The organism is Micromonospora sp. NPDC049580, from assembly GCF_040675595.1.
Classification (GTDB): Bacteria; Actinomycetota; Actinomycetes; order Mycobacteriales; family Micromonosporaceae; genus Micromonospora.
In genome coordinates, this window is sequence record NZ_JBFAPG010000062.1 from 1 (window position 1) to 19,327 (window position 19,327).

17 protein-coding genes and 1 pseudogene are annotated in these 19,327 nt (G+C 71.1%); 10 read left to right on the forward strand and 8 right to left on the reverse strand.

The window, feature by feature from the left end; all coding sequences use genetic code 11:
- A partial coding sequence (gene dnaN, locus AB0J68_RS08280) for a DNA polymerase III subunit beta (RefSeq protein WP_363937127.1) occupies positions 1-672 on the reverse strand: 672 nt, incomplete at its 3' end.
- A 795-nt stretch (positions 673-1,467) separates the two neighbouring features.
- On the reverse strand, positions 1,468-3,288 hold the full coding sequence (gene dnaA, locus AB0J68_RS08285) for a chromosomal replication initiator protein DnaA (RefSeq protein ID WP_354854841.1): 1,821 nt from the start codon (positions 3,286-3,288) through the stop codon (positions 1,468-1,470).
- Positions 3,289-3,918: 630 nt separating this feature from the next.
- On the opposite strand from dnaA, the gene rpmH reads away from it, so the two are divergent.
- From rpmH to AB0J68_RS08330, 9 genes are all read left to right on the forward strand, one after another.
- Positions 3,919-4,056, forward strand: coding sequence for a 50S ribosomal protein L34 (gene rpmH / locus AB0J68_RS08290; protein WP_007453904.1), 138 nt, complete (start codon positions 3,919-3,921; stop codon positions 4,054-4,056).
- A 34-nt stretch (positions 4,057-4,090) separates the two neighbouring features.
- Entirely contained in the window at positions 4,091-4,507 is a 417-nt protein-coding gene (rnpA, locus tag AB0J68_RS08295; protein ID WP_354854839.1) for a ribonuclease P protein component, read from the forward strand.
- A complete protein-coding gene (gene yidD / locus AB0J68_RS08300; RefSeq protein ID WP_354854837.1) occupies positions 4,504-4,797 on the forward strand; it encodes a membrane protein insertion efficiency factor YidD in 294 nt (97 codons plus the stop codon). Before rnpA ends, yidD begins: the two co-directional genes overlap by 4 nt.
- The gene (gene yidC / locus AB0J68_RS08305; protein ID WP_363937131.1) at positions 4,794-5,780 is read left to right on the forward strand and encodes a membrane protein insertase YidC; all 987 of its coding nucleotides are present in this window, start codon (positions 4,794-4,796) and stop codon (positions 5,778-5,780) included. The genes yidD and yidC overlap by 4 nt, the downstream gene beginning before the upstream one ends.
- A 214-nt stretch (positions 5,781-5,994) precedes the next feature.
- Positions 5,995-6,636: a R3H domain-containing nucleic acid-binding protein gene (locus AB0J68_RS08310; RefSeq protein ID WP_363937133.1), complete on the forward strand. Its 642-nt coding sequence runs from the start codon at positions 5,995-5,997 to the stop codon at positions 6,634-6,636.
- Positions 6,637-6,847: 211 nt separating this feature from the next.
- Positions 6,848-7,558, forward strand: coding sequence for a 16S rRNA (guanine(527)-N(7))-methyltransferase RsmG (gene rsmG, locus AB0J68_RS08315; RefSeq protein WP_308195401.1), 711 nt, complete (start codon positions 6,848-6,850; stop codon positions 7,556-7,558).
- Positions 7,559-7,813: 255 nt separating this feature from the next.
- The gene (locus AB0J68_RS08320) at positions 7,814-9,133 is read left to right on the forward strand and encodes a ParA family protein (RefSeq protein WP_363937136.1); all 1,320 of its coding nucleotides are present in this window, start codon (positions 7,814-7,816) and stop codon (positions 9,131-9,133) included.
- A gap of 27 nt (positions 9,134-9,160) precedes the next feature.
- Positions 9,161-10,186, forward strand: a complete 1,026-nt coding sequence (locus AB0J68_RS08325; RefSeq protein WP_363937138.1) for a ParB/RepB/Spo0J family partition protein — start codon at positions 9,161-9,163, stop codon at positions 10,184-10,186.
- Positions 10,187-11,520: 1,334 nt separating this feature from the next.
- The gene (locus AB0J68_RS08330) at positions 11,521-12,549 is read left to right on the forward strand and encodes a hypothetical protein (protein WP_363937141.1); all 1,029 of its coding nucleotides are present in this window, start codon (positions 11,521-11,523) and stop codon (positions 12,547-12,549) included.
- A 93-nt stretch (positions 12,550-12,642) separates the two neighbouring features.
- Here AB0J68_RS08330 and AB0J68_RS08335 read toward each other — a convergent pair whose 3' ends face one another.
- Both AB0J68_RS08335 and AB0J68_RS08340 read right to left on the reverse strand, forming a co-directional pair.
- Positions 12,643-13,644, reverse strand: coding sequence for a D-alanine--D-alanine ligase (locus AB0J68_RS08335; protein ID WP_363937143.1), 1,002 nt, complete (start codon positions 13,642-13,644; stop codon positions 12,643-12,645).
- Between the two features lie 7 nt (positions 13,645-13,651).
- Positions 13,652-14,965, reverse strand: coding sequence for a PLP-dependent aminotransferase family protein (locus tag AB0J68_RS08340; RefSeq protein ID WP_363937146.1), 1,314 nt, complete (start codon positions 14,963-14,965; stop codon positions 13,652-13,654).
- 285 nt (positions 14,966-15,250) lie between these two features.
- Here AB0J68_RS08340 and AB0J68_RS08345 point away from each other — a divergent pair, with 285 nt between their 5' ends.
- Positions 15,251-15,916: a GNAT family N-acetyltransferase gene (locus AB0J68_RS08345; protein ID WP_234588686.1), complete on the forward strand. Its 666-nt coding sequence runs from the start codon at positions 15,251-15,253 to the stop codon at positions 15,914-15,916.
- Positions 15,917-15,927: 11 nt separating this feature from the next.
- On the opposite strand, the gene AB0J68_RS08350 is transcribed toward AB0J68_RS08345, so the two are convergent.
- The 4 genes and pseudogenes from AB0J68_RS08350 to AB0J68_RS08365 all read right to left on the reverse strand — a co-directional run.
- On the reverse strand, positions 15,928-17,091 hold the full coding sequence (locus tag AB0J68_RS08350) for an N-acetylmuramoyl-L-alanine amidase (RefSeq protein ID WP_354854821.1): 1,164 nt from the start codon (positions 17,089-17,091) through the stop codon (positions 15,928-15,930).
- A gap of 170 nt (positions 17,092-17,261) precedes the next feature.
- The gene (gene trxA / locus AB0J68_RS08355; RefSeq protein WP_007453873.1) at positions 17,262-17,585 is read right to left on the reverse strand and encodes a thioredoxin; all 324 of its coding nucleotides are present in this window, start codon (positions 17,583-17,585) and stop codon (positions 17,262-17,264) included.
- A gap of 31 nt (positions 17,586-17,616) precedes the next feature.
- On the reverse strand, positions 17,617-18,567 hold the full coding sequence (gene trxB, locus AB0J68_RS08360; RefSeq protein WP_363937149.1) for a thioredoxin-disulfide reductase: 951 nt from the start codon (positions 18,565-18,567) through the stop codon (positions 17,617-17,619).
- A gap of 183 nt (positions 18,568-18,750) precedes the next feature.
- Positions 18,751-19,327: pseudogene (locus tag AB0J68_RS08365) on the reverse strand (hypothetical protein); the annotation flags it as partial.

Below are 19,327 nucleotides of genomic sequence, written 5' to 3' on the forward strand. Positions count from 1 at the left end.
CTCGCCCGCCGCGCCCTGAGCGAGGGCGAGGGTGACCTCGCCGCCCAGCGGGCCGAGCGCCTTGGCGGTGTCGTTCAGGGTGCGGGCCGGGACCAGGGCGTTGATGCTGACCTCGGGGTCGTCGGGCCGCCACTGGATCTCGCGCAACGCCAGCCGGTACCGGTCGGTGGCGAGCATCGACAGCGTGTTGCCGGAGAGCTCGACGCGGACGCCGGTCATCATCGGCAGCGTCTCGTCCCGGCCGGCGGCGATGGCCACCTGGGAGACCGCTGTGGCGAACGCCGCGGCGTCGACGGTGCCGGCGCTCTGCGGCATCTCGGGCAGGGCGGGGTAGTCCTCCACCGGCATGGTGGGCAGGGTGAACCGGGCGCTGCCGCAGACCAGTTCGAGGTGGGCGCCGACCGCGGCGATGTCGACCGGCTTGGCCGGCAACGCTTTGGTGATCTCGGCGAGCAGGCGACCGGAGACCAGCGCGGCGCCGTCGGCGTCACCCTGCACCTCGACGGTCACCTGACTGGAAACCTCGTAGTCGAAACCGGAGACCCGCAGGTTGCCGTCGGTGACGCGGAGCATCACCCCGGCGAGCACCGGTACGGATGGCCGGTTCGGCAGGCTCTTCGCGGTCCACGCCACGGCCTCGGCGAGCGCGTCGCGCTCCACTCGGAACTTCATCAATGCCTCCGCGTCGACGTCAGCGACAACTCTCTCATGCCGACCGCTGCCTACCGTCCCGCCCGACCGTGCGGGTACCCATCGCACCTTAGGGCGCAGGGACATCGGCTGTGCGCCCGACCCCGTGGATCGTGTCGATGCTGACCGGCCTGTCCGGCAGCGTTCGGCCCGATCCACAGAAAGCCCAACGGTGATGATTGGTTTTTGTTCTCTTAGAAGAGATAACCCATCGTCTTCATCGCACCTGTGCAAACTGTGGAGAACTCGGGTCTGCGCAGCTCAGACAGGTTATCCACCGGTGAGTTGGCTGTGGAGAACCGGGGGTACAACTGCCTCGGGTGTCCACAGCCCGGCGACGACGGCCGGTTGTCCACCGTTGTCCACCGGTTGTCCACCGGTAATCCACCGACTTTCTCCCCATGCCTGTGGACGACCGAGAAGATCACCATTGCTGTTGTCCCCAGAACCTTCAACAGCTCGTACACAGGTCGACGGTCATCGGTGGACAACCTCGTCGTTGTCCCCAGCCGTCCACAGCGTCGTACACAGGGTTTCTCCACAGCCTGTGGGTAACTGGCGGAGGACGGACCGTAGTTATCCACCGACGGTGGATAACGAGCTGTGGACAACGAGTGAGTATCAAGGTGGACACGGTGTCGATCCTGTGGTCTGCACCATGTCGAGGGTCAAGCCGAAGCCGCCCGGGAGGCGAGCCGAGGCCCGCCGGAGTCGAAAAAAAGAACGCCCGGCCGGATCTCCGGCCGGGCGTGTCCGCCGCGTCGTGCGACGTATCCCTCAGGTGTTCTGCTTGATTCGGTTGGTCAGCTCGGCGATCTGGTTGTAGAGCGAACGCCGCTCGGCCATCTGCTGGCGGATCTTGCGGTCCGCGTGCATGACCGTGGTGTGGTCCCGGCCGCCGAACGCCTGCCCGATCCGGGGCAGCGACAACTCGGTCAGCTCCCGACACAGGTACATGGCCACCTGGCGGGCGTTGACCAGCACCCGGGAGCGGGACTGGCCGCGCAGGTCCTCCAGGCTCACCCCGAAGTAGTCGGCCGTGGAGACCATGATCTGGTCCGCCGTGATCTCCGGGCCGGCGCCGTCCGGGATGAAGTCCCGCAGCACCTCCTCGGCCAGCGACAGCTCGACGGTCGACCGCGTCAGGCTCGCGAACGCGGTCACCCGGATCAGCGCGCCCTCCAGCTCCCGGATCGAGTTCGACACCCGGGAGGCGATGAACTCCAGCACGTCCGGCGGGGCGTACAGCCGCTCCTGCGCCGCCTTTTTCTGCAGGATCGCGATCCGCGTCTCCAGATCCGGCGGCTGGATGTCGGCGAGCAGACCCCACTCGAAGCGCGTCCGCAGCCGGTCCTCCAGCGTGGCCAACTGCTTCGGCGACCGGTCCGAGGTGATGACGATCTGCTTGTTGGCGTTGTGCAGGGTGTTGAAGGTGTGGAAGAACTCCTCCTGCGTACGCTCGCGGTTCTCCAGGAACTGGATGTCGTCGATCAGCAGGATGTCGACGTCGCGGTAGCGCCGCTGGAACGCGCTGGTCTTGTCGTCCCGCAGCGAGTTGATGAAGTCGTTGGTGAACTCCTCGGTCGAGACGTACCGCACCGACCGGGCGTTGCCGAGCGTCGTGGCGTAGTGCCCGATGGCGTGCAGCAGGTGCGTCTTGCCCAACCCCGAGCTGCCGTAGATGAACAGCGGGTTGTACGCCTTCGCCGGCGACTCGGCCACCGCCACGCTCGCCGCGTGGGCGAACCGGTTGGACGAGCCGATGACGAACGTCTCGAACATGTACTTCGGGTTCAGCCGGTTGCCGCCGGTGTCGGTGCCGGGCAGTCGGCGGTCGTCGCGGCCGCCCGCGCGGTGTTCCATCCCACTGCGGCCCGGACCGCTGTCCGTCGCACCGTCACGGGGCAGCGAACGGATCACGTGCTGGTCCCGGGGGGACGCGGCGTCCTCGCGGTAGCGGGGCTCGTAGGGCCGGGTGTCGGGGCCGGGCGGGTCGAGGCGGGCCGCCTGTTCGTCGTACCCGCGCCGCTCGGGCGCCGGTCGGGGCGACCGCATCGGCTCCACGAAGGCCGCGCTGAAGAGGGCCTCCTGCCCGTCCCGGCTGGCGGGGATCAGGCCGGACCGGTGCCCGTCGACGGCCGACGCGGGAGGCGGACCCGCCGGTGCCGGCGGCACGGCGCTCGCGGGTGGGCGCTGCTGCTCACCAATTGCCTCGTCGGCCACACCTCGCCCGGTGTACTCGTCGCCGAGCGGGGCGGACGGCGGATCCTCGACGTCGAGCAGCCCCGGCTCGGGGGTGCTGCGGTAGACGGTGCCGGCCGGGCGCCCGGTGGCGTCCTCGGCCACCCGCACGGTCACGGCCACCTGGATCGGCCGGCCGAGCCGGCGGGTCAGCGCCTCGGTGATCGCCGGGCGGAGCCGCGACTCGATCACGTCCCGGGTGAACGCGTCCGGTACGGAGAGCAGCGCGGTGTCCTCGACGATCGCCCGGAGCCGGGTCAGCCGGAGGTAGGCACGTTGCTGGGCAGAGATGATCTCGTCGGCGAGCTCGTCGGTCGCCGCCAACCACACCGCGGCAAGGTCGGTCGTACCGGCCACCGTCGTGCCACCCCCTCGCCTCTGCTCCCGGCCGCCGCTGTCTGCCAGCCGGCCGTCCCGGGCCCGCCGCGTGCGCGGGTGGAACAACACCCACCCGGACAGCTGACCAGCGGTCGTCCACAGGTTATCCACAGCCTGTGTACCGACCGATTGTGGCCGCCCGCCGGGCGCGGGTGGGACCTGCCCCCTGCCTGGACGTGCGCTGAAGCGGGTTCACCGTGCCGAACGATTCACCAGCGTGTCCGGTCTTGCCTGCGCGCGACGACCGGAGCTTCCGACGCTCACCGCAATCGGGCACGGTAACAGCGTTGTCCCTGCCCCATCAACCGGCGACGCGGCAGCGGCCTTGTCGGCATCAGCGAAAACCGCCCCTTCGGTCCCGGGCGCGTCCCGATGTCCCCCGCTGTGGGTGTTTGACGGTCATTGCACCCCTGCGTAGGCTGGAGCGGCTGCTCTCTCGTCCTCTGCTAGGGTGATGGGTGCTTGCTGTCCGCGGTCGCATCCCCGCACCGCCGAGGTTCGGCTCCGCAGGGCAGCACCGATCGGTGGCCACCGTCGAGGTGGCCTGGACCACCCCACGACCCCGGCGATCCCGTCGCGCGGGGCGCGTACGAAAACGGAGAGCCTGACGTGAGCAAGCGCACCTACCAGCCGAACAACCGCCGGCGCGCGAAGACCCACGGCTTCCGGCTGCGCATGCGCACCCGTGCCGGCCGTGCCATCCTCTCGAGCCGCCGCGCCAAGGGTCGCACCACCCTGTCGGCCTGAGCCGACCGGGCCGGTCCGGGGGACGTGGGCAGTCGTGCTGGCCGCCGCACAGCGACTGCGGCGTAGCACTGACTTCGCCGCAGCGGTTCGCGGTGGCCGTCGCGTCGGCCGAGGCGCGGTCGTGGTCCACCTGACCATGCCGTCGGCCACCGGGACCAGCACAACGACCTCGCCGGAGCCGGCGCGGGACACCGTTGCGGAGCAGCCCTCCGCTCCGGCCCGCGCCGGCTTCGTCGTATCCAAGGCCGTCGGAAACGCGGTGGTCCGCAACAAGGTCCGGCGTCGACTGCGGGCGTTGGTCCGGGAGCGGCTGGACGCGCTGCCCGCCGGCAGCACCCTTGTCGTCCGGGCGCTGCCCGCCGCGGCCGAGGCGTCGTATCCCCGGCTCGCCGCGGATCTGGACTCCGCCATCGCGGTTGCCCGCACGCCCCGGGAGAGGCGGTCCCGGTGAGCACCGACCCGACCGCCCCGCGCCCGACGTCAACCGGTGCCAGGGTGCTGATCGCGCCCATCATCGCGTACCGTCGGTGGATAAGTCCGGCACTGCCGGCTCGCTGTCGGTTCTACCCGTCGTGCAGTGCGTACGCCCAGGAGGCGGTGGCCCGGCACGGCGCGCTCCGGGGAGCCGCGCTGGCGGTCCGGCGGCTGTTGCGCTGCCACCCCTTCCACCCTGGTGGACATGACCCGGTGCCGGAGCCGGGCGGTCGCCGCCGTGCCGATGTGACTGGAGCACCGAATTGAGTCTCGACTGGATCTACTACGCGATTTCGTGGATCCTGCTGACCTGGCACTCCGCCTGGGACGCCATCGGGGTGCCCATCGACGCGGTGATCGGCACCAACTTCGCCTGGATCCTGGCCATCGTCTTCCTGGTGGTCTCCGTCCGGGTGATCCTGTTCCCGGTCTTCGTCAAGCAGATCAAGTCTCAGCGGGCGATGCAGGCACTGCAGCCCAAGGTCAAGGAGCTGCAGGAGAAGCACAAGGGTGACCGGGAGACGCTCCAGAAGGAAATGATGGAGCTCTACCGGAAGGAAAAGGCCAACCCGCTCATGGGCTGCCTTCCGATGTTCCTCCAGATCCCCGTCTTCCTCGGCCTCTTCCACGTGCTGCGCCGCCTCGACCCGGCCAAGCAGAGCAAGACCCTCTACGGCTGGACGGTCGAACAGTTCGACAGCGCGTCGAACGCCAAGCTGTTCACCGCCCCGATCGCCGGCAAGTTCGGCTCCAGCGCCGACGAGCTGGCCCGTCTCGGCGCCAACGGCACCACGGTCAAGATCATCGCCGCTATCCTGGTCCTGGTCATGATCGCGACCACCTACCTGACCAGCCGTCAGATGATCCTCAAGACCGGGTGGGCTGAGGACCCGCAGCAGCGGATGATCCAGCGGCTGATGCTCTACGGCATCCCCGCCTCGCTGTTGATCTCCGGCTCGATCTTCCCGATCGGTGTGATCATCTACTGGGTCACGAACAACCTCTTCACTCTCGGGCAGCAGCAGTGGGTGCTGCGGAAGTTCCCGCCGCCGGTGACCGCCAAGAAGGCCACCGCCCCCGCGGCCACTCGCAACCCGGTGCAGCCCGCCAAGTCGGGCGGCCTGTTCGGGCGCGGCAAGGCCGCCCCCACGGCCCCGGTCAAGGAGACCGCGCCGAAGGTGGCGGGCCCGAAGCCGGGCGCCAAGCCGGCCAACCCGAAGAAGAGCCGCCCGGCCAAGCGGCAGGGCTGAACCCCGTAGGGCCCGTCGCCGGGCAACCGGCGGCGGCCCGACCCCGCACCGCGCAGCCGCCGTACGGCCGGCGCCGGGCGGAACCGACCGCGCACGACGCGGTCACGGGCGACACTGCCCGTACAGACGTGCCCGTGGGCACCGGCGACCTCCCGCCGGCCCCGGGAAACCAGCGGACCCGACGGTCCGGCCGAGCGAGTACGGAGATGAGACCGTGACCGAGACCAGCATCCCCCGCGCCGAGCAGTCCCTGGACGAGGAGGAGACCGCGACGCTCGCGGTGGACGGCGACGACACCGAGGACGACGAGACCGAGGCCGACGGCGACGACACCGAGGCCGACGGCGACGACACCGAGGCCGCCGCCGGTGGTCGTGAGAAGAAGGCCGTGGGCGAGTCCGACCTGTTCCGGCAGAGCGAGATCGCGGCCGACTACGTCGAGGGGCTGCTCGACATCCTCGACTACGACGGCGACATCGACGAGCTGGTCGCCGGCGGCCGTCCGGTGGTCGAGGTGGTCGGTGCTCGACTGCAGAACCTGGTCGGTCAGCGCGGCGCCACCCTGGAGGCGCTCCAGGAGCTGACCCGCCTCGCCGTCTTCCGGCAGACCGGTACGCCGAGCCGCCTGCTGCTCGACGTCGGCGGCTACCGGGCGAACCGCCGCAAGGAACTCGCCGCCGTCGCCAAGAACGCCGTCGAGAAGGTCAAGGAGTACGGCGAGCCGGTGCGCCTGGAGGCGATGTCCGCGTTCGAGCGCAAGTGCGTCCACGACGTCGTCAACGCCATGTCCGGCGTGGAGAGCGAGTCGGAGGGCGTCGAGCCCAACCGGCGCATCGTCGTGCGACCGGCGGACTGACCGGGTGACCCACGACGACACCACGGCTGACGCCGTGACCGGCCCGGGCGGCACGCCGTCCGGGCCGTCCGCTGTCCGGCGTGCCACTGCCGACACCGACCCGACGGGGTACGACGAGGCTGCCGCCGGCCCGTCCTCGGCTCTCCCCGCCGACGGTTCGGCGCCACCGGCCGCCTCGGCCGACGGCACACCGTCGCCGTCGGACGTCGCGCTGCCGCCCGAGCTGGCCCCGGCCGCACTGACCCTCTTCGGTGACCGGCTCGATTTGGCCGCCGCGTACGCCGAAATCCTGGCCACCGACGGTGTGGTCCGCGGTCTGATCGGCCCGCGCGAGGCGCCCCGGATCTGGGACCGTCATCTGCTCAACTGCGCCGCGGTGGTCGAACGCATTCCGACCGGGGCGAGCGTGCTCGACGTGGGCTCCGGCGCCGGTCTGCCCGGTCTGGTGCTGGCCATCGCGCGCCCCGACCTGACGGTCACCCTGATCGAACCGCTGGCTCGACGGACGTCGTTCCTGATCGAGGTCGTTGAGCGGCTCGGCCTGACCAGGTCGGTACGGGTGTTCCGCGGCCGCGCCGACGAAGCCGCCAGCGGATCGAGTGGCCGGGAACCGATCAGCGGCGACGTGGTGACGGCCCGCGCGGTCGCACCGCTGGACCGGTTGGCGACCTGGTGCCTCCCACTGGCCGTGCGGGGTGGGCGGCTGCTGGCGCTCAAGGGATCGTCCGCCGCTGCGGAGATCGAGGAGCACGCCGACGTCGTGGCGCGACTCGGTGGCGGGGAAGCCGCCGTACACCTCTGTGGTGTCGGGGTGATCGACCCGCCCACGACCGTGGTGGAGATCGTCCGTGAGCGGATGGTCGGTCCGGCCCGGCCGGCTGCCAGTAAGCGCTCCCGCGGCGGGCGAGCTCGCCGCCGCTGACCATCGCGCCATCGGGCGTCCGGTCGGAGGGTTGCCTCGTTGTACCGGTACGGATGGACGAGGGGGTGAGAACCCGACGTGGACCGGCCGCGCCCGTCCGCCGTAGGCTGACCGCGCGTCGATAATGTGGAGCGGCCGACGGACGTCGCGGACTCCGACCGCTCCCGAGGGGCCGTACGCTCCGGGGTGCGAGCGCGGGTGTGGCCAAGTTGACCGGGGCGCGGACCGACCATCCGAAGCGGGCAGGGATGACAGGTGCATGACGACGGCAGGTACGACGATCCACGCGTGACCGGGTCAACCAGCGACCCTGTTTCACGTGAAACCGACTACCCCAGCTGGTCGCCCGGTCCCACCGGGGCGTCCACCCCTCCGGCGGACAGCGATCCGCTGGTATCGCGGGACGACCCGGCGGTTCACCTCGCCGGGTTGGAGACTCCCGAGCCGACGGCTGGTCGTCGAGCATCGGACGGACCTAGTCGACCGGTCAACGCCGCCGAGGTGCGACAGCCGCTCGGCCGGCGGAACACGGCCGCGGCGGTTCGCTTCGAGCCGGCAGTGCCGCACCAGCCGACCGCAGCGGCGGCACGCGATGCGGCGCCGGTGGTCCCGGACGTACCGGTCACGTCGACCGAGTCGCTGGCCGCGGTCGCGGCCGACCCCACGTACGTTTCACGTGAAACCCCGACGCGCGAAGAGGATGACCCACCGTTGGCTATGGAGGCGATGCGCGCCGTGCAGATCCTGAATCCCAGTGGCGAGGTGACCATGCCTCGACCGGACCGGACCCGGGTCATGTGCGTCGCCAACCAGAAGGGCGGCGTGGGTAAGACCACGACCACGGTCAACCTCGCGGTGGCACTCGCCCTGCATGGCAACCGGGTGCTCGTGGTCGATCTCGACCCGCAGGGCAACGCCTCGACCGGCCTCAACGTGCCGCACCACACCGGCATCCCCGACGTGTACGACTGCCTGATCAACAGCGTGCCGCTCTCCGAGGTGGCGCAGGCGGTCGAGGGCATCCCCAACCTGTGGTGCGTACCGGCCACGATCGACCTCGCCGGCGCGGAGATCGAGCTGGTGTCGGTGGTGGCGCGGGAGTCGCGCCTCGACCGCGCGATCGCCGCCTACCCGGGCCAGTTCGACTATGTCTTCATCGACTGCCCGCCCTCGCTCGGCCTGCTCACGGTCAACGCGCTGGTCGCCGCGCAGGAGGTGCTGATCCCGATCCAGTGCGAGTACTACGCCCTGGAGGGGCTCAACCAGCTGATCAACAACATCAACCTGGTGCGGCAACACCTCAACCCGAAGCTCGACGTGTCCACCATCCTGCTCACCATGTACGACCGGCGTACCCGCCTCGCGGACGCGGTCGAGCAGGACGTCCGGAACCACTTCGGCGACAAGGTCCTCCAAGCGGTCATCCCCCGCAACGTGCGGGTCTCCGAGGCACCCAGCTACGGCCAGTCGGTGATGACCTACGATCCCGGTTCGCGGGGCGCCACGAGTTACTTCGAGGCCGCCCAGGAGATCGCCGAGCGGGGCGTCAAGGAGCCGGTGGGTCGGAATGCGTAGTGGGGACAAGTCGCTGGGAGGCGTGGCATGAAGAACCGTCCTCGGGGCGGTCTGGGACGGGGCCTGGGGGCACTCATCCCGACCGGGCCGGTGCCGGGTGCCGCCGGCACCGTGACGGCCGAGCCGGAGAACGGGCACGTTGACGTCGACGACGGTGCGACGGCCGGGACCCAGTCGACGGCTCCCGCCGTGTCGACAGTCCACCAGCCCGAGCCCACGCTCAGTCCCGTGCCGGGTGCCCGGTTCGCGGAGATCCCGGTCGACGCGATCGTGCCGAACCCGAAGCAGCCCCGCCAGGTCTTCGACGAGGAGGCGCTGGAGGAACTGAAGACCTCGATCCAGGAGGTCGGTTTCCTCCAGCCGATCGTCGTGCGTCAGCTCGACGACGAGAAGTACGAGCTGGTGATGGGCGAGCGCCGTTGGCGGGCTGCCCAGGCGGTGGGCCGGGAGAACATCCCGGCGATCGTCCGGGACACCCGCGACGACGCCATGCTCCGCGACGCGCTGCTGGAGAACATCCATCGGGCCAACCTGAACCCGTTGGAAGAGGCCGCCGCGTACCAGCAGTTGCTGGAGGAGTTCGGTGCCACCCACGAGGAGTTGGCCCGCCGGATCGGCCGCAGCCGGCCGCAGATCTCCAACACGATCCGGCTCTTGAACCTGCCGGCCCAGGTGCAGCGCCGGGTTGCCGCGGGCATCCTGTCTGCCGGCCACGCCCGCGCGCTGTTGAGCCTCGACGACTCGGAGGCCCAGGAGCAGTTGGCGTTGCGCATCGTGGCCGAAGGGCTGTCGGTGCGGGCGACCGAGGAGATCGTGGCTCTCACCCTGAACGACGGCCCCGCGAAGGGCCAGGCCGCCAAGCGGCGACCGAAGCCGCACGCGCCCGCCCTGTCGGATCTCGCCGATCGACTGTCGGACCGCTTCGACACCCGGGTGAAGGTGGACATCGGCCGGAGCAAGGGCAAGATCACGATCGAGTTCGCCACGGTGGACGACCTGGAGCGGATCGTCGGCATCATCGGCGTGCCGCAGGAGGAGGAGACGGAGGACTGAGCGTCCCGTCTCCCATTACGGCCGCGCGTCCCCTCGGGGTGCGCGGCCGTTCCGCATCCGTCCTCGTTTCACGTGAAACGGCACCACGCGCTCAGCGGTCAGAACCTGTTCGCTCTCGGCTGGCCAGCCCCCGGCCCCGGGTGCCGGCTCGGCCGCAGGTGCCTGGCGGCGAGCGCATGAACCGGTGCCATCTCGGTGCGGCACACGAGAGTTCGGTAAGTCGAAGTGGTCGACCCCTCGGCGACGCGCTGCCCGTACCTAGGCTGGGATGGTCGACGCCTCAGCGGCGCGGTGCCAGGACTGGGCCGCGATAGTCGGCCCCTCGGCGGCGCGGTGCCAGATCCAGGCCGGGACGGTCGGCCCTCGGTGGCGCGGCGCCCAGACCTAGACCGAGATGGTCGACCCCTGGGCGGCGCGGCGCCAGAACTGCGGCGGGACGGTCGGCCCTCGGTGGCGCGGTGCCAGATCTGGGCCGGGACGGCCGGTCCCTCGACGGGGCGCTGTCGGATCCTGGGGAGTCGACGGGCCCGAGAGGCCGAGCGCCGGCTGCGCGAAGCGCAGCGTGGGTCGACCGCGAAGTCAGTGTGGGCTCACGCTCGCGAAGCTGGCGAGCGTGGCGCGGAGTGAGCGCCGACGGTCGCGCGATGTCCGTGCGGCTTCAGCCGTGCAGAGTCAGCGCGGGTCGACCCGTGCAGAGTCAGCGAGGACAGCGCCGAGTCAGCTGGAGCAGAGCACGGAACCGACCAGCCCACGGCGCGCGAGACCCGCGAGGGCGGACCGGACGGCGGATGACCTACACGAGCGACGAGGGCGCTCGCAGGGCGCCGGGTCGACCCGAGGCACCCCTCTCCGTCCTCGGGACGGCAGCGGCTCACTGAGGGGCCGCACGGGGCACCTACTCGTCTGCCCTGAAGGGCGTTCCGTCGCGGGATTCGGCCAGGGCCACCCGTTTCACGTGAAACGGCGACCACGCAAGCACCGGCCCCGCCGGCACATGGCACACCGCCAAGGCCCCAACCCTCCGGGCGAGGCGACCTCGGTGCCGCCCGGTACCAACACGGCGACGACGGGGTACGCCGGCAACGACTGAGGGGCCGAAAAGTTATCCACACCCGTTGTCCACAGGCACCCCTCGTTTCACGTGAAACCCCGCGTGAAAGCGGGTGCCAGCCTGTGGATGACGGCCTGTGTTCGCGTTCTCGGCAGCCTGTGGATATCGCTCTGGCGGTCAGCGCTGACGGGAACAGCGATCGACGATGAACGCTGATCGGGAGAGTCGGGACCGGTCGAACAGGTAGGGGACAGCGGTGCCAGACTCGGTTAGGGTCAGCGTCGTGCACGACACCCCTCCCTCAGTCCCGGACTTCACCCAGTGGCCCTCGTTTCCCTTCGAGGGTGACCTCCGCGTGAAGCAGCTCGACGACCCGGTCCCGGTCGAACCGCCACGCAAGGGCGAGGGCCTCCGGGAATGCACCGCCTGCAACGCTCCGGACGACGCCTACATCTGGGTGGGAGAGCGGTGGCGGGTCCGCGCCATGGACCGGCCGACCGGCCTGCCGATGGTGCTCATCCTGGAATCGCGGACCCACCTCGACCTGGGTGACCTGCCGAATCTGCTCGCCGCCGAGCTGGGCGTGATGACCGTACGTCTGGAGCGGGCCATCCGGTCGCTGGACGGCGTGGCGCGGGTGCACGTCAACCGATGGGGCGACGGCTCCGCCCACCTGCACATGTGGTTCCTGGCTCGACCGTACGGCCGGCTTCAGTTGCGAGGGACCTTCCTGTCCCTGTGGGATTCGATCCTGCCGCCGATCTCCGAGGCGCAGTGGCGGGAAAATCTGGCGCTCGTCGCTGCCTGGCTCGCCGAGTTCGGTGGCCGGCCGCTGGCCGAGCCGCCCCGCATCCAGTGGCAGGCGCCGTCGAGCCTGCTGGCCCAGTCCGCTGCGGCGGCTGCCCATGCCGCAGCCGCCCAGGAGGAGGTCGTGTCGGTCATCGAGGCGGCCGAGGAGATCCCGGAGCCAACAGTCGAGAGCGATGCCGATGCCGACGCCCCTGGCGCTGACGGGGACGGGAACGACGGGGACGGCGGCCCGAAGACCCCGGCCCTGGACACCAGCCCGGGGGCCGCGTCCCCCGGCGGCCCCGGTGAGCCGGCAACCGGCGCCACGGCAGCGTCCGCTGCCGCGTCGACGCACTCCGACAGCTCGACTGCCGAAGCCGTGGCCGAATCCGCGACGGCCCCCGAAGACGCCCCCGAGTCGGCAGGCGATCAACGCGGTCCGGTCATTCCGTCCCCCCGCAGCGCCCCCACCATCGTCACCGACGACGGGCGCATCCCACCCGACGTACGCGCGCCACGCTGACCGCCGGTTCGGCCGTGGGTTGGCGAGAGGTCCGCGGATGCGGCACCCGCCGACCGCACGGCCGGCGGGTAGTGCGATGGGTCGAGGTCAGGGTCAGGACGTGCGGCGGGCGGCGGCCCGGGTCACCAGCGAGCCGAGGAGGCGGCCGAAGTCCAGGCCGGCGGCCTGGACGGCCAGCGGCAGCAGCGACGTCTCCGTCATGCCGGGCGAGACGTTGACCTCCAACACGTGCGGCTGGCCGGCGGCGTCCACGATCACGTCGACCCGGGACAGGTCCCGCAGACCGAGCGCGGTGTGCGCGGCGAGAGCGACCTCGGCCACCGAGGCGGCCACCTCCGGCTCCAGCCGGGCCGGAGCGTGCCACGTGGTCCGACCGGCGGTGTAGCGGGCGGCGTAGTCGTACACGCCGTTGCGCGGCACGATCTCCACCGGCGGCAGCGCCTGCGGGCCGTCCCCGAGGTCGATCACGGAGACCGCCACGTCCATGCCGGGCACGTACCGCTCCACCAGTGCCGTCGAGTCGTACGCGAAGCAACCGACCATCGCGGCCGGAAGTGACGCGGCGTCCCGGACCACCGCGGCGCCCAGACCCGAGCCGCCCTGCGTCGGCTTGACCATGAGCGGAAGACCGAGCCGGTCGGCGATCCGGTCCAGCACGGCGACCGCGCCCAGTTCGGAGAAGCGGTCGTGCGGCAGGGCCACCCAGTCCGGCGTGGGGATGCCCGCCTCGCGCAGGACCGCCTTCGCGGAGGGCTTGTCCCAGGCGAGCCGGGAGGCCCGGGCGTCACAGCCGACGTACGGGATGCCGCACAGGTCCAGCACTCCCCGCAGCGAGCCGTCCTCCCCGGTGGCGCCGTGCAGGGCGATCACGACCGCGTCCGGCGGGTCGGCCGCGAGGGCGGGCAGGAGTGCCACGTCGGCATCCCGCAGCTCGGCCTCGACGCCGACGGCACGCAGAGCGTCGAGCACCCGACGACCGGAGCGCAACGACACGTCCCGTTCGTAGGAGAGCCCGCCGGCGAGCACCAGCACACGCAGGTCGGCCGCGACGGCGGAATCGGTCACGGAGAAGCGCTCGGCAGCGGTCGTACCCATGCCGGCATCATGCCAAGTCGGGACCCGGCACGTCGGAGCCGGGCCGGCCCCGCCGGCCGGCGGCACCGCCCACGGCGCCGAAGACGCGGCGCGTCGCGATCTCCTGCTCCATGACGCCGGCCAGTCGGCGGACGCCTTCGCGGATCCGCTCCGGGGGCGGGAAGCTGAAGTTCAGTCGCATGGCGCCGGTGCCCGTGCCGTCGGCGTAGAAGCCGGTGCCGGGCACGTAGGCGACCCGGGCGGCGATGGCGCGCGGCATCATGGCCTTCGAATCGAGCCCGTCCGGCAGGGTGGCCCAGACGAAGAGGCCGCCGGCCGGGGTCGTCCAGCTGGTGCCCTCGGGCATCAGATCGGCCAGCGCGTCGAGCAGTGCGTCGCGGCGTTCGCGGTAGACCTCGCGGTAGACCTTGAGCTGTTGCCGCCACGGCATGGTGCCGAGGTAGGTCGCCACGGCGGCCTGCGCGTAGCCGCTGGGGCAGAGGATCTGCGCCTCGCTCGCGATGACCAGCTTGTCGCGGACCGCGTGGGGCGCGAGGATCCAACCGACCCGCAGGCCGGGAGCGAACGTCTTGGAGAAGGTGCTGAGGTAGAAGACACCGTCGCGCCGCCGGGCCCGCAGCGGCGCCGGGGCCTCACCCTCGAAACCCAGCTGGCCGTACGGGTCGTCCTCGATCACGAGCAGGCCGGCGCGCTCGCAGATGTCGAGCACGCGTTCCCGGCGCTCCTCGCTGAGCGTCACGCCGGCCGGGTTCTGGTAGGTGGGGATGGTGTAGAGGAACTTGACCCGCCGACCGGCACGGGCGAGGTCGGCGATGGCCGTCTCCAACGCCTCGGGGATCAGCCCGTCGGCGTCCATCGGCACGTGCACGACCTGCGCCTGGGCGGCCTGGAACACCCCGAGCGCGCCGACGTACGTCGGGCCCTCCGCGAGCACCACGTCACCGGGGTCGAGGAAGAGCCGGGCCACCAGGTCGAGCGCCTGCTGCCCGCCCACCGTGACCACCACGTCCTCGGGCGAGGCGCCGCACGCGGCGTCGATCCCGGAGAGGGACATCACCTCGCAGATCCGCTCGCGCAGCTCCAGGGTGCCCTGCCCGATGCCGTACTGCAGGGTGGTCACACCGTGCTCGGAGCCGAGCCGACCCAGCATCTCGCCGACCGCGTCGAGCGGCAGCGCGGCGATGTACGGGGCGCCACCGGCGAGGGAGACGACCTCGGGTCGACTGGCCACCGCGAAGAGTGCTCGGATCTCGGAGGCGGTCATCCCGCGTACCCGCCGGGCGTACCGGTCGGTGTAGTCGTCGAGTGTCGTGCCGGTCATGACCTCACCTCGATCGCAGCTCGGGTGGCTCCCGCCCCGGGTACCCCGCACGCTCCTGACCATGGCGGACGGGACACCGATTGTCGATCCTAGTCCGCCGAGGCCAGCCTGCCTCCGCGCCGGGACGGATCGACCACATGGCGGACCGTCCCCGATGGGGTGGGCATTTGCGCGTCCCCTCCCGTCCGGTCGATCGGCGGCGTACGATCGCTCGTCGGGGGCAGGAAGGCGGCGCTGTCGTTCCATGCCGGCCTCACCACCGAGCCTATTGTGGGGATGCGCCATATGTCGCGACGTCTGGTCAGCCTGACCCTCGACACGCTGGAGGACCTTCCGCGCCCCTGCCGCCAGTGCGTCTACTGGGAGCTGGATCCGGTCTCGGCCGACCGGGCCTGCGCCGCCGGTGACCCGGGCCTGGAGAAGGAGGCGTGGGTCTCCCAGACCCTGCTGGAGTGGGGCTCCTGCGGCAAGCTCGCGTACGTCGACGGCATGCCGGCGGGCTTCGTGATGTACGCGCCGCCTGCCTACGTGCCCCGCTCGATGGCCTTCCCGACGTCGCCGGTCTCCGCCGACGCCGCCCTGTTGATGACCGCCAACGTGGTCGCCGCGTTCGCCGGCGGCGGGTTGGGCCGCATGTTGGTGCAGGGCGTCGCCCGGGACCTGACGAAGCGGGGGATCAAGGCGATCGAGGCGTTCGGCGACGCCAAGTTCGGTGACGCGGACGATCCGGCCGGCGGGTGCGTGGCACCGGCCGACTTCTTCCTCTCCGTCGGCTTCAAGACGGTACGTCCGCATCCCCGGTTTCCCCGGCTGCGCCTCGAACTGCGCACGGCGCTGAGCTGGAAGTCCGACGTCGAGTACGCGCTGGAGAAGCTGCTCGGGTCGATGAGCCCGGAGACCCTGCTCCGGCCGGTCCGGCCCGCCCCGGCCACCCGCTCCACCAGCGGCTGACGCGCTCGCCGTCAGTCGACCACCGTGCCGGCGGTCACCACCGCCCGCAGCTCGCTGACGTCGAGGGAGCCGGTCGGCACGTCCCGTTCGATCGGGTAGTACATCCGCTGCACCGCGGCCACGATCGCCTCCACCACCCGGTCCCGAAACCGGGGGTCGACGAGCCGGGCGCGGTCCACGGGTGAGGTGAGGTAGCCGACCTCGACCCGGACCGCAGGCATCCGCGTCAGCCGCAGCAGGTCCCACGCCTTGGCGTGCGTACGGCAGTCCCGCAGCCCGGTCCGCGCCACGATCTCCCGCTGCACCAACCCGGCCAGCCGCTCACCGGTCGCCGACGTCACCCCGTTGTCGGTGCCGTAGTGGTACGTCGCCACCCCGTCCGCGTCCGGATTGGCGTGCCCGTCCAGGTGCAGCGAGATGAAGACGTCGGCGCCGAGCGAATTCGCCAGCAGCGCCCGGTCGGTGTCCGGCAGGCACGTGTCGGGCGCGGGACCGCGGGTGAGCTGAACCCGCACCCCGGACGCGGCGAGCCGCCCCTCCAGCCTGCTCGCCAGGTCGTGTACGAGATCCGCCTCCGTCCAGCGCAGCGGCCCGTCCGGCACCACCATGCCCGGGTCGGTGCCACCGTGGCCGGGGTCGATGACCACCGTCTTGCCGACCAGCGCCGGCCCGGACTGGCGGATCGCGTCGGACTCGCGAAGCCACTGGGGGCGGCCGCCGACGACCTTGCGACCGATCCGGCGCAGCGCGTCCATGGTGTGCGGCCCGCAGGAGCCGTCGGGGGTGAGCCCGACCTCGCGCTGGAACTGGGCCACCGCACGGGAGGTCCGGATGCCGTAGATGGCGTCGGCGCGGCCGACGTCGTACCCCATCTCCAGCAGTCGTTCCTGCAGCGACCGGACGTCCTCGCCGGTGAGCGGCTCGGGGATCGCGTGATAGAGGGTGCGGGCGCCGAGCCGCCAGCGGGCGGCGTCCAACGCCCCCCAGGTCTCCGAGCCGACCCGGCCGTCCACGCTGAGCCCACGGGACTGCTGGAACGCCCGGACCGCGCGTTCCGTGTCCAGGTCGAACTCGTCGGTGTGCGGACCGGCGGCGGCGAGCAGGTCGAGGCCGGTGAGGATGGTACGGATCTCCGTGACCGCGGGTCCCCGGTCTCCGGCTCGGATCGGACGCACGCACGACCCCCTCTGCACGAATCTGGCTGGCCGGGCGGCCCCGGCTTGAGGTTATGCGTTCCGGGGCGACCAGGTGGCTCGGCTTGGAAAAACGCCGTTCGTGCCGGCCGGGGAGACAGCGAACCCCGCACCCGACGGGCGGGTACGGGGTTCGGTGGTGTCTCTGCGGATCAGAGGGCCGACTCGATGAGCCGGACCAGCTCGCCCTTCGGCTTGGCGCCGGCGATCGACTGCACGGGCTGGCCGTTCTTGAAGACGGTGAGGGTCGGTACCGACATGACCCGGTAGGCGCGGGCGGTCTCCGGGTTCTCGTCGATGTTGAGCTTGACGATGGTGACCTGGTCGCCCATCTCGCCCGCGATCTCCTCGAGCAGCGGCGACACCTTGCGGCACGGCCCGCACCACTCGGCCCAGAAGTCCACCAGCACCGGCTTGTCGGCCTGCAGCACGTCAGCGACGAAGCTCGCGTCCGTGACCGCCTTGGTATTTCCCACTATTGCCCTCCTCCGGGATGTGTTTCCTGTTTCAGCTGAGCGTCGCGATGAACCGCTCGGCGTCGAGCGCGGCGGCGCAGCCGGTGCCGGCCGCGGTGATCGCCTGGCGGTAGGTGTGGTCGACCACGTCACCGGCGGCGAAGACGCCGGGCACGCTCGTCCGGGTGCTGGGGGCCTGGACCTTCACGTAACCCTCGTCGTCCAGCTCGACCTGGCCCTGGAAGAGCTCACTGCGCGGGTCGTGACCGATGGCCACGAACACACCGGTCACGTCCAGCACCTTGGTCTCGCCGGTGTACACGTTGCGGACCCGTACGCCGGTGACCTTGCCGTCGGCGCCCAGGACCTCTTCGACGGTGCTGTTCCACTCGACCTTGATCTTCTCGTTGCTCAGCGCCCGGTCGGCCATGATCTTGCTGGCCCGGAACGAGTCGCGCCGGTGGATGATGGTCACCGAGTCGGCGAAGCGGGTGAGGAAGCTGGCCTCCTCCATCGCCGAGTCACCACCGCCGACGACGACGATGTGCTGGTTGCGGAAGAAGAAGCCGTCACAGGTGGCACACGAGGAGACACCGTGACCGAGGTATTCCTGCTCACCCGGCACACCCAGCGGACGCCAGGCCGAACCGGTGGAGAGGATGACCGAGCGGGCCCGGTAGGCCGTCTCGCCGACCCACACGGTGCTCACCGCGCCGGCGCCGGTGTCGCCGGTGTCGACCAGCTCGACCCGGGTCACGTCGTCGGTGAGGAACTCGGCGCCGAACCGCTCGGCCTGCTTGCGCATGTTGTCCATCAGCTCGGGGCCGAGGATGCCGTCGGCGAAGCCGGGGAAGTTTTCCACCTCGGTCGTGGTCATCAGCGCGCCACCGGACTGCACGCCCTCAATGATCAGCGGCTTCAGGTTGGCGCGCGCCGCATAGACCGCAGCCGTGTAACCGGCCGGGCCGGAGCCGATGATGATCAGGTTGCGGACCTCGTCCACTGCCGTCTCCCGAGTTGTGTGTGTTCGGCGTCGGCGCGCGCACCGATGCTGATCCGAGTGCCGACGCCTGGGGGGTGCCGGCAGCTGACTTCCAGAACGTCATCGTACGAAGCGGGGATTCCCGAGCCGGGTATCGGCGTGGGTCAGGTCACGTGGACGTTCATCGCACCGACGACCGCGGATTCACCCTACCCGCGCCGAATACCGGCTGTCCGAGCCGGACCCGGGTACGCCACACTCGGGGCCGCTCACCCAGGCCCAGCGGGCCCCGGTCGCGTCGGTGAACCGGATCACCAGCGCCTGCTCGCCCTGGAACCGCGCGTAGTCGATCACTTCGACGACCAGCGGGGCCGAGCCGTGCTCCGCCGCCACGGCCGACAGGCAGTCGGTCAACGCCGCCTCGCCGCTCAGCCGAGCCAGCTGGTCCGACCCGTCGGGGGCGGGCCGTCGACCCCCTTCGGCGTCCACCCCGTGCTGCTCGCGGGGGCCGCCGCTGCTCTCCCCCAGCAGCGGCGACGGCCGTGTGGTCGCTGTCTGGCCGAGTGTCTGCGGGGTGTAGTCGGTTCCGCTGTGCAACGCCGGCCCGGAGGTGCGGGCTGCCCCGGCCGCTGCCGCAACATCGGGTGCGCTGGCCGGACGGTCCATGGCACCGCTGTCCGTGGTGTTCGTCGAGAGTTGGTGCAGGCCCAGACCGACCGCGACGACGGCGACCGCCGCGGCGGCCACCGGAGCGGCGGTCCGAGCCCAGCGGCGCTGCCGG

Bases quoted from the DNA above. Each gene is read 5' to 3' on its own strand.
- AB0J68_RS08335 (WP_363937143.1), bottom strand. From the start codon at position 13,644: ATGGGTACGACCGCTGCCGAGCGCTTCTCCGTGACCGATTCCGCCGTC.
- AB0J68_RS08345 (WP_234588686.1), top strand. From the start codon at position 15,251: ATGTCGCGACGTCTGGTCAGCCTGACCCTCGACACGCTGGAGGACCTT.
- AB0J68_RS08325 (WP_363937138.1), top strand. From the start codon at position 9,161: ATGAAGAACCGTCCTCGGGGCGGTCTGGGACGGGGCCTGGGGGCACTC.
- AB0J68_RS08340 (WP_363937146.1), bottom strand. From the start codon at position 14,965: ATGACCGGCACGACACTCGACGACTACACCGACCGGTACGCCCGGCGG.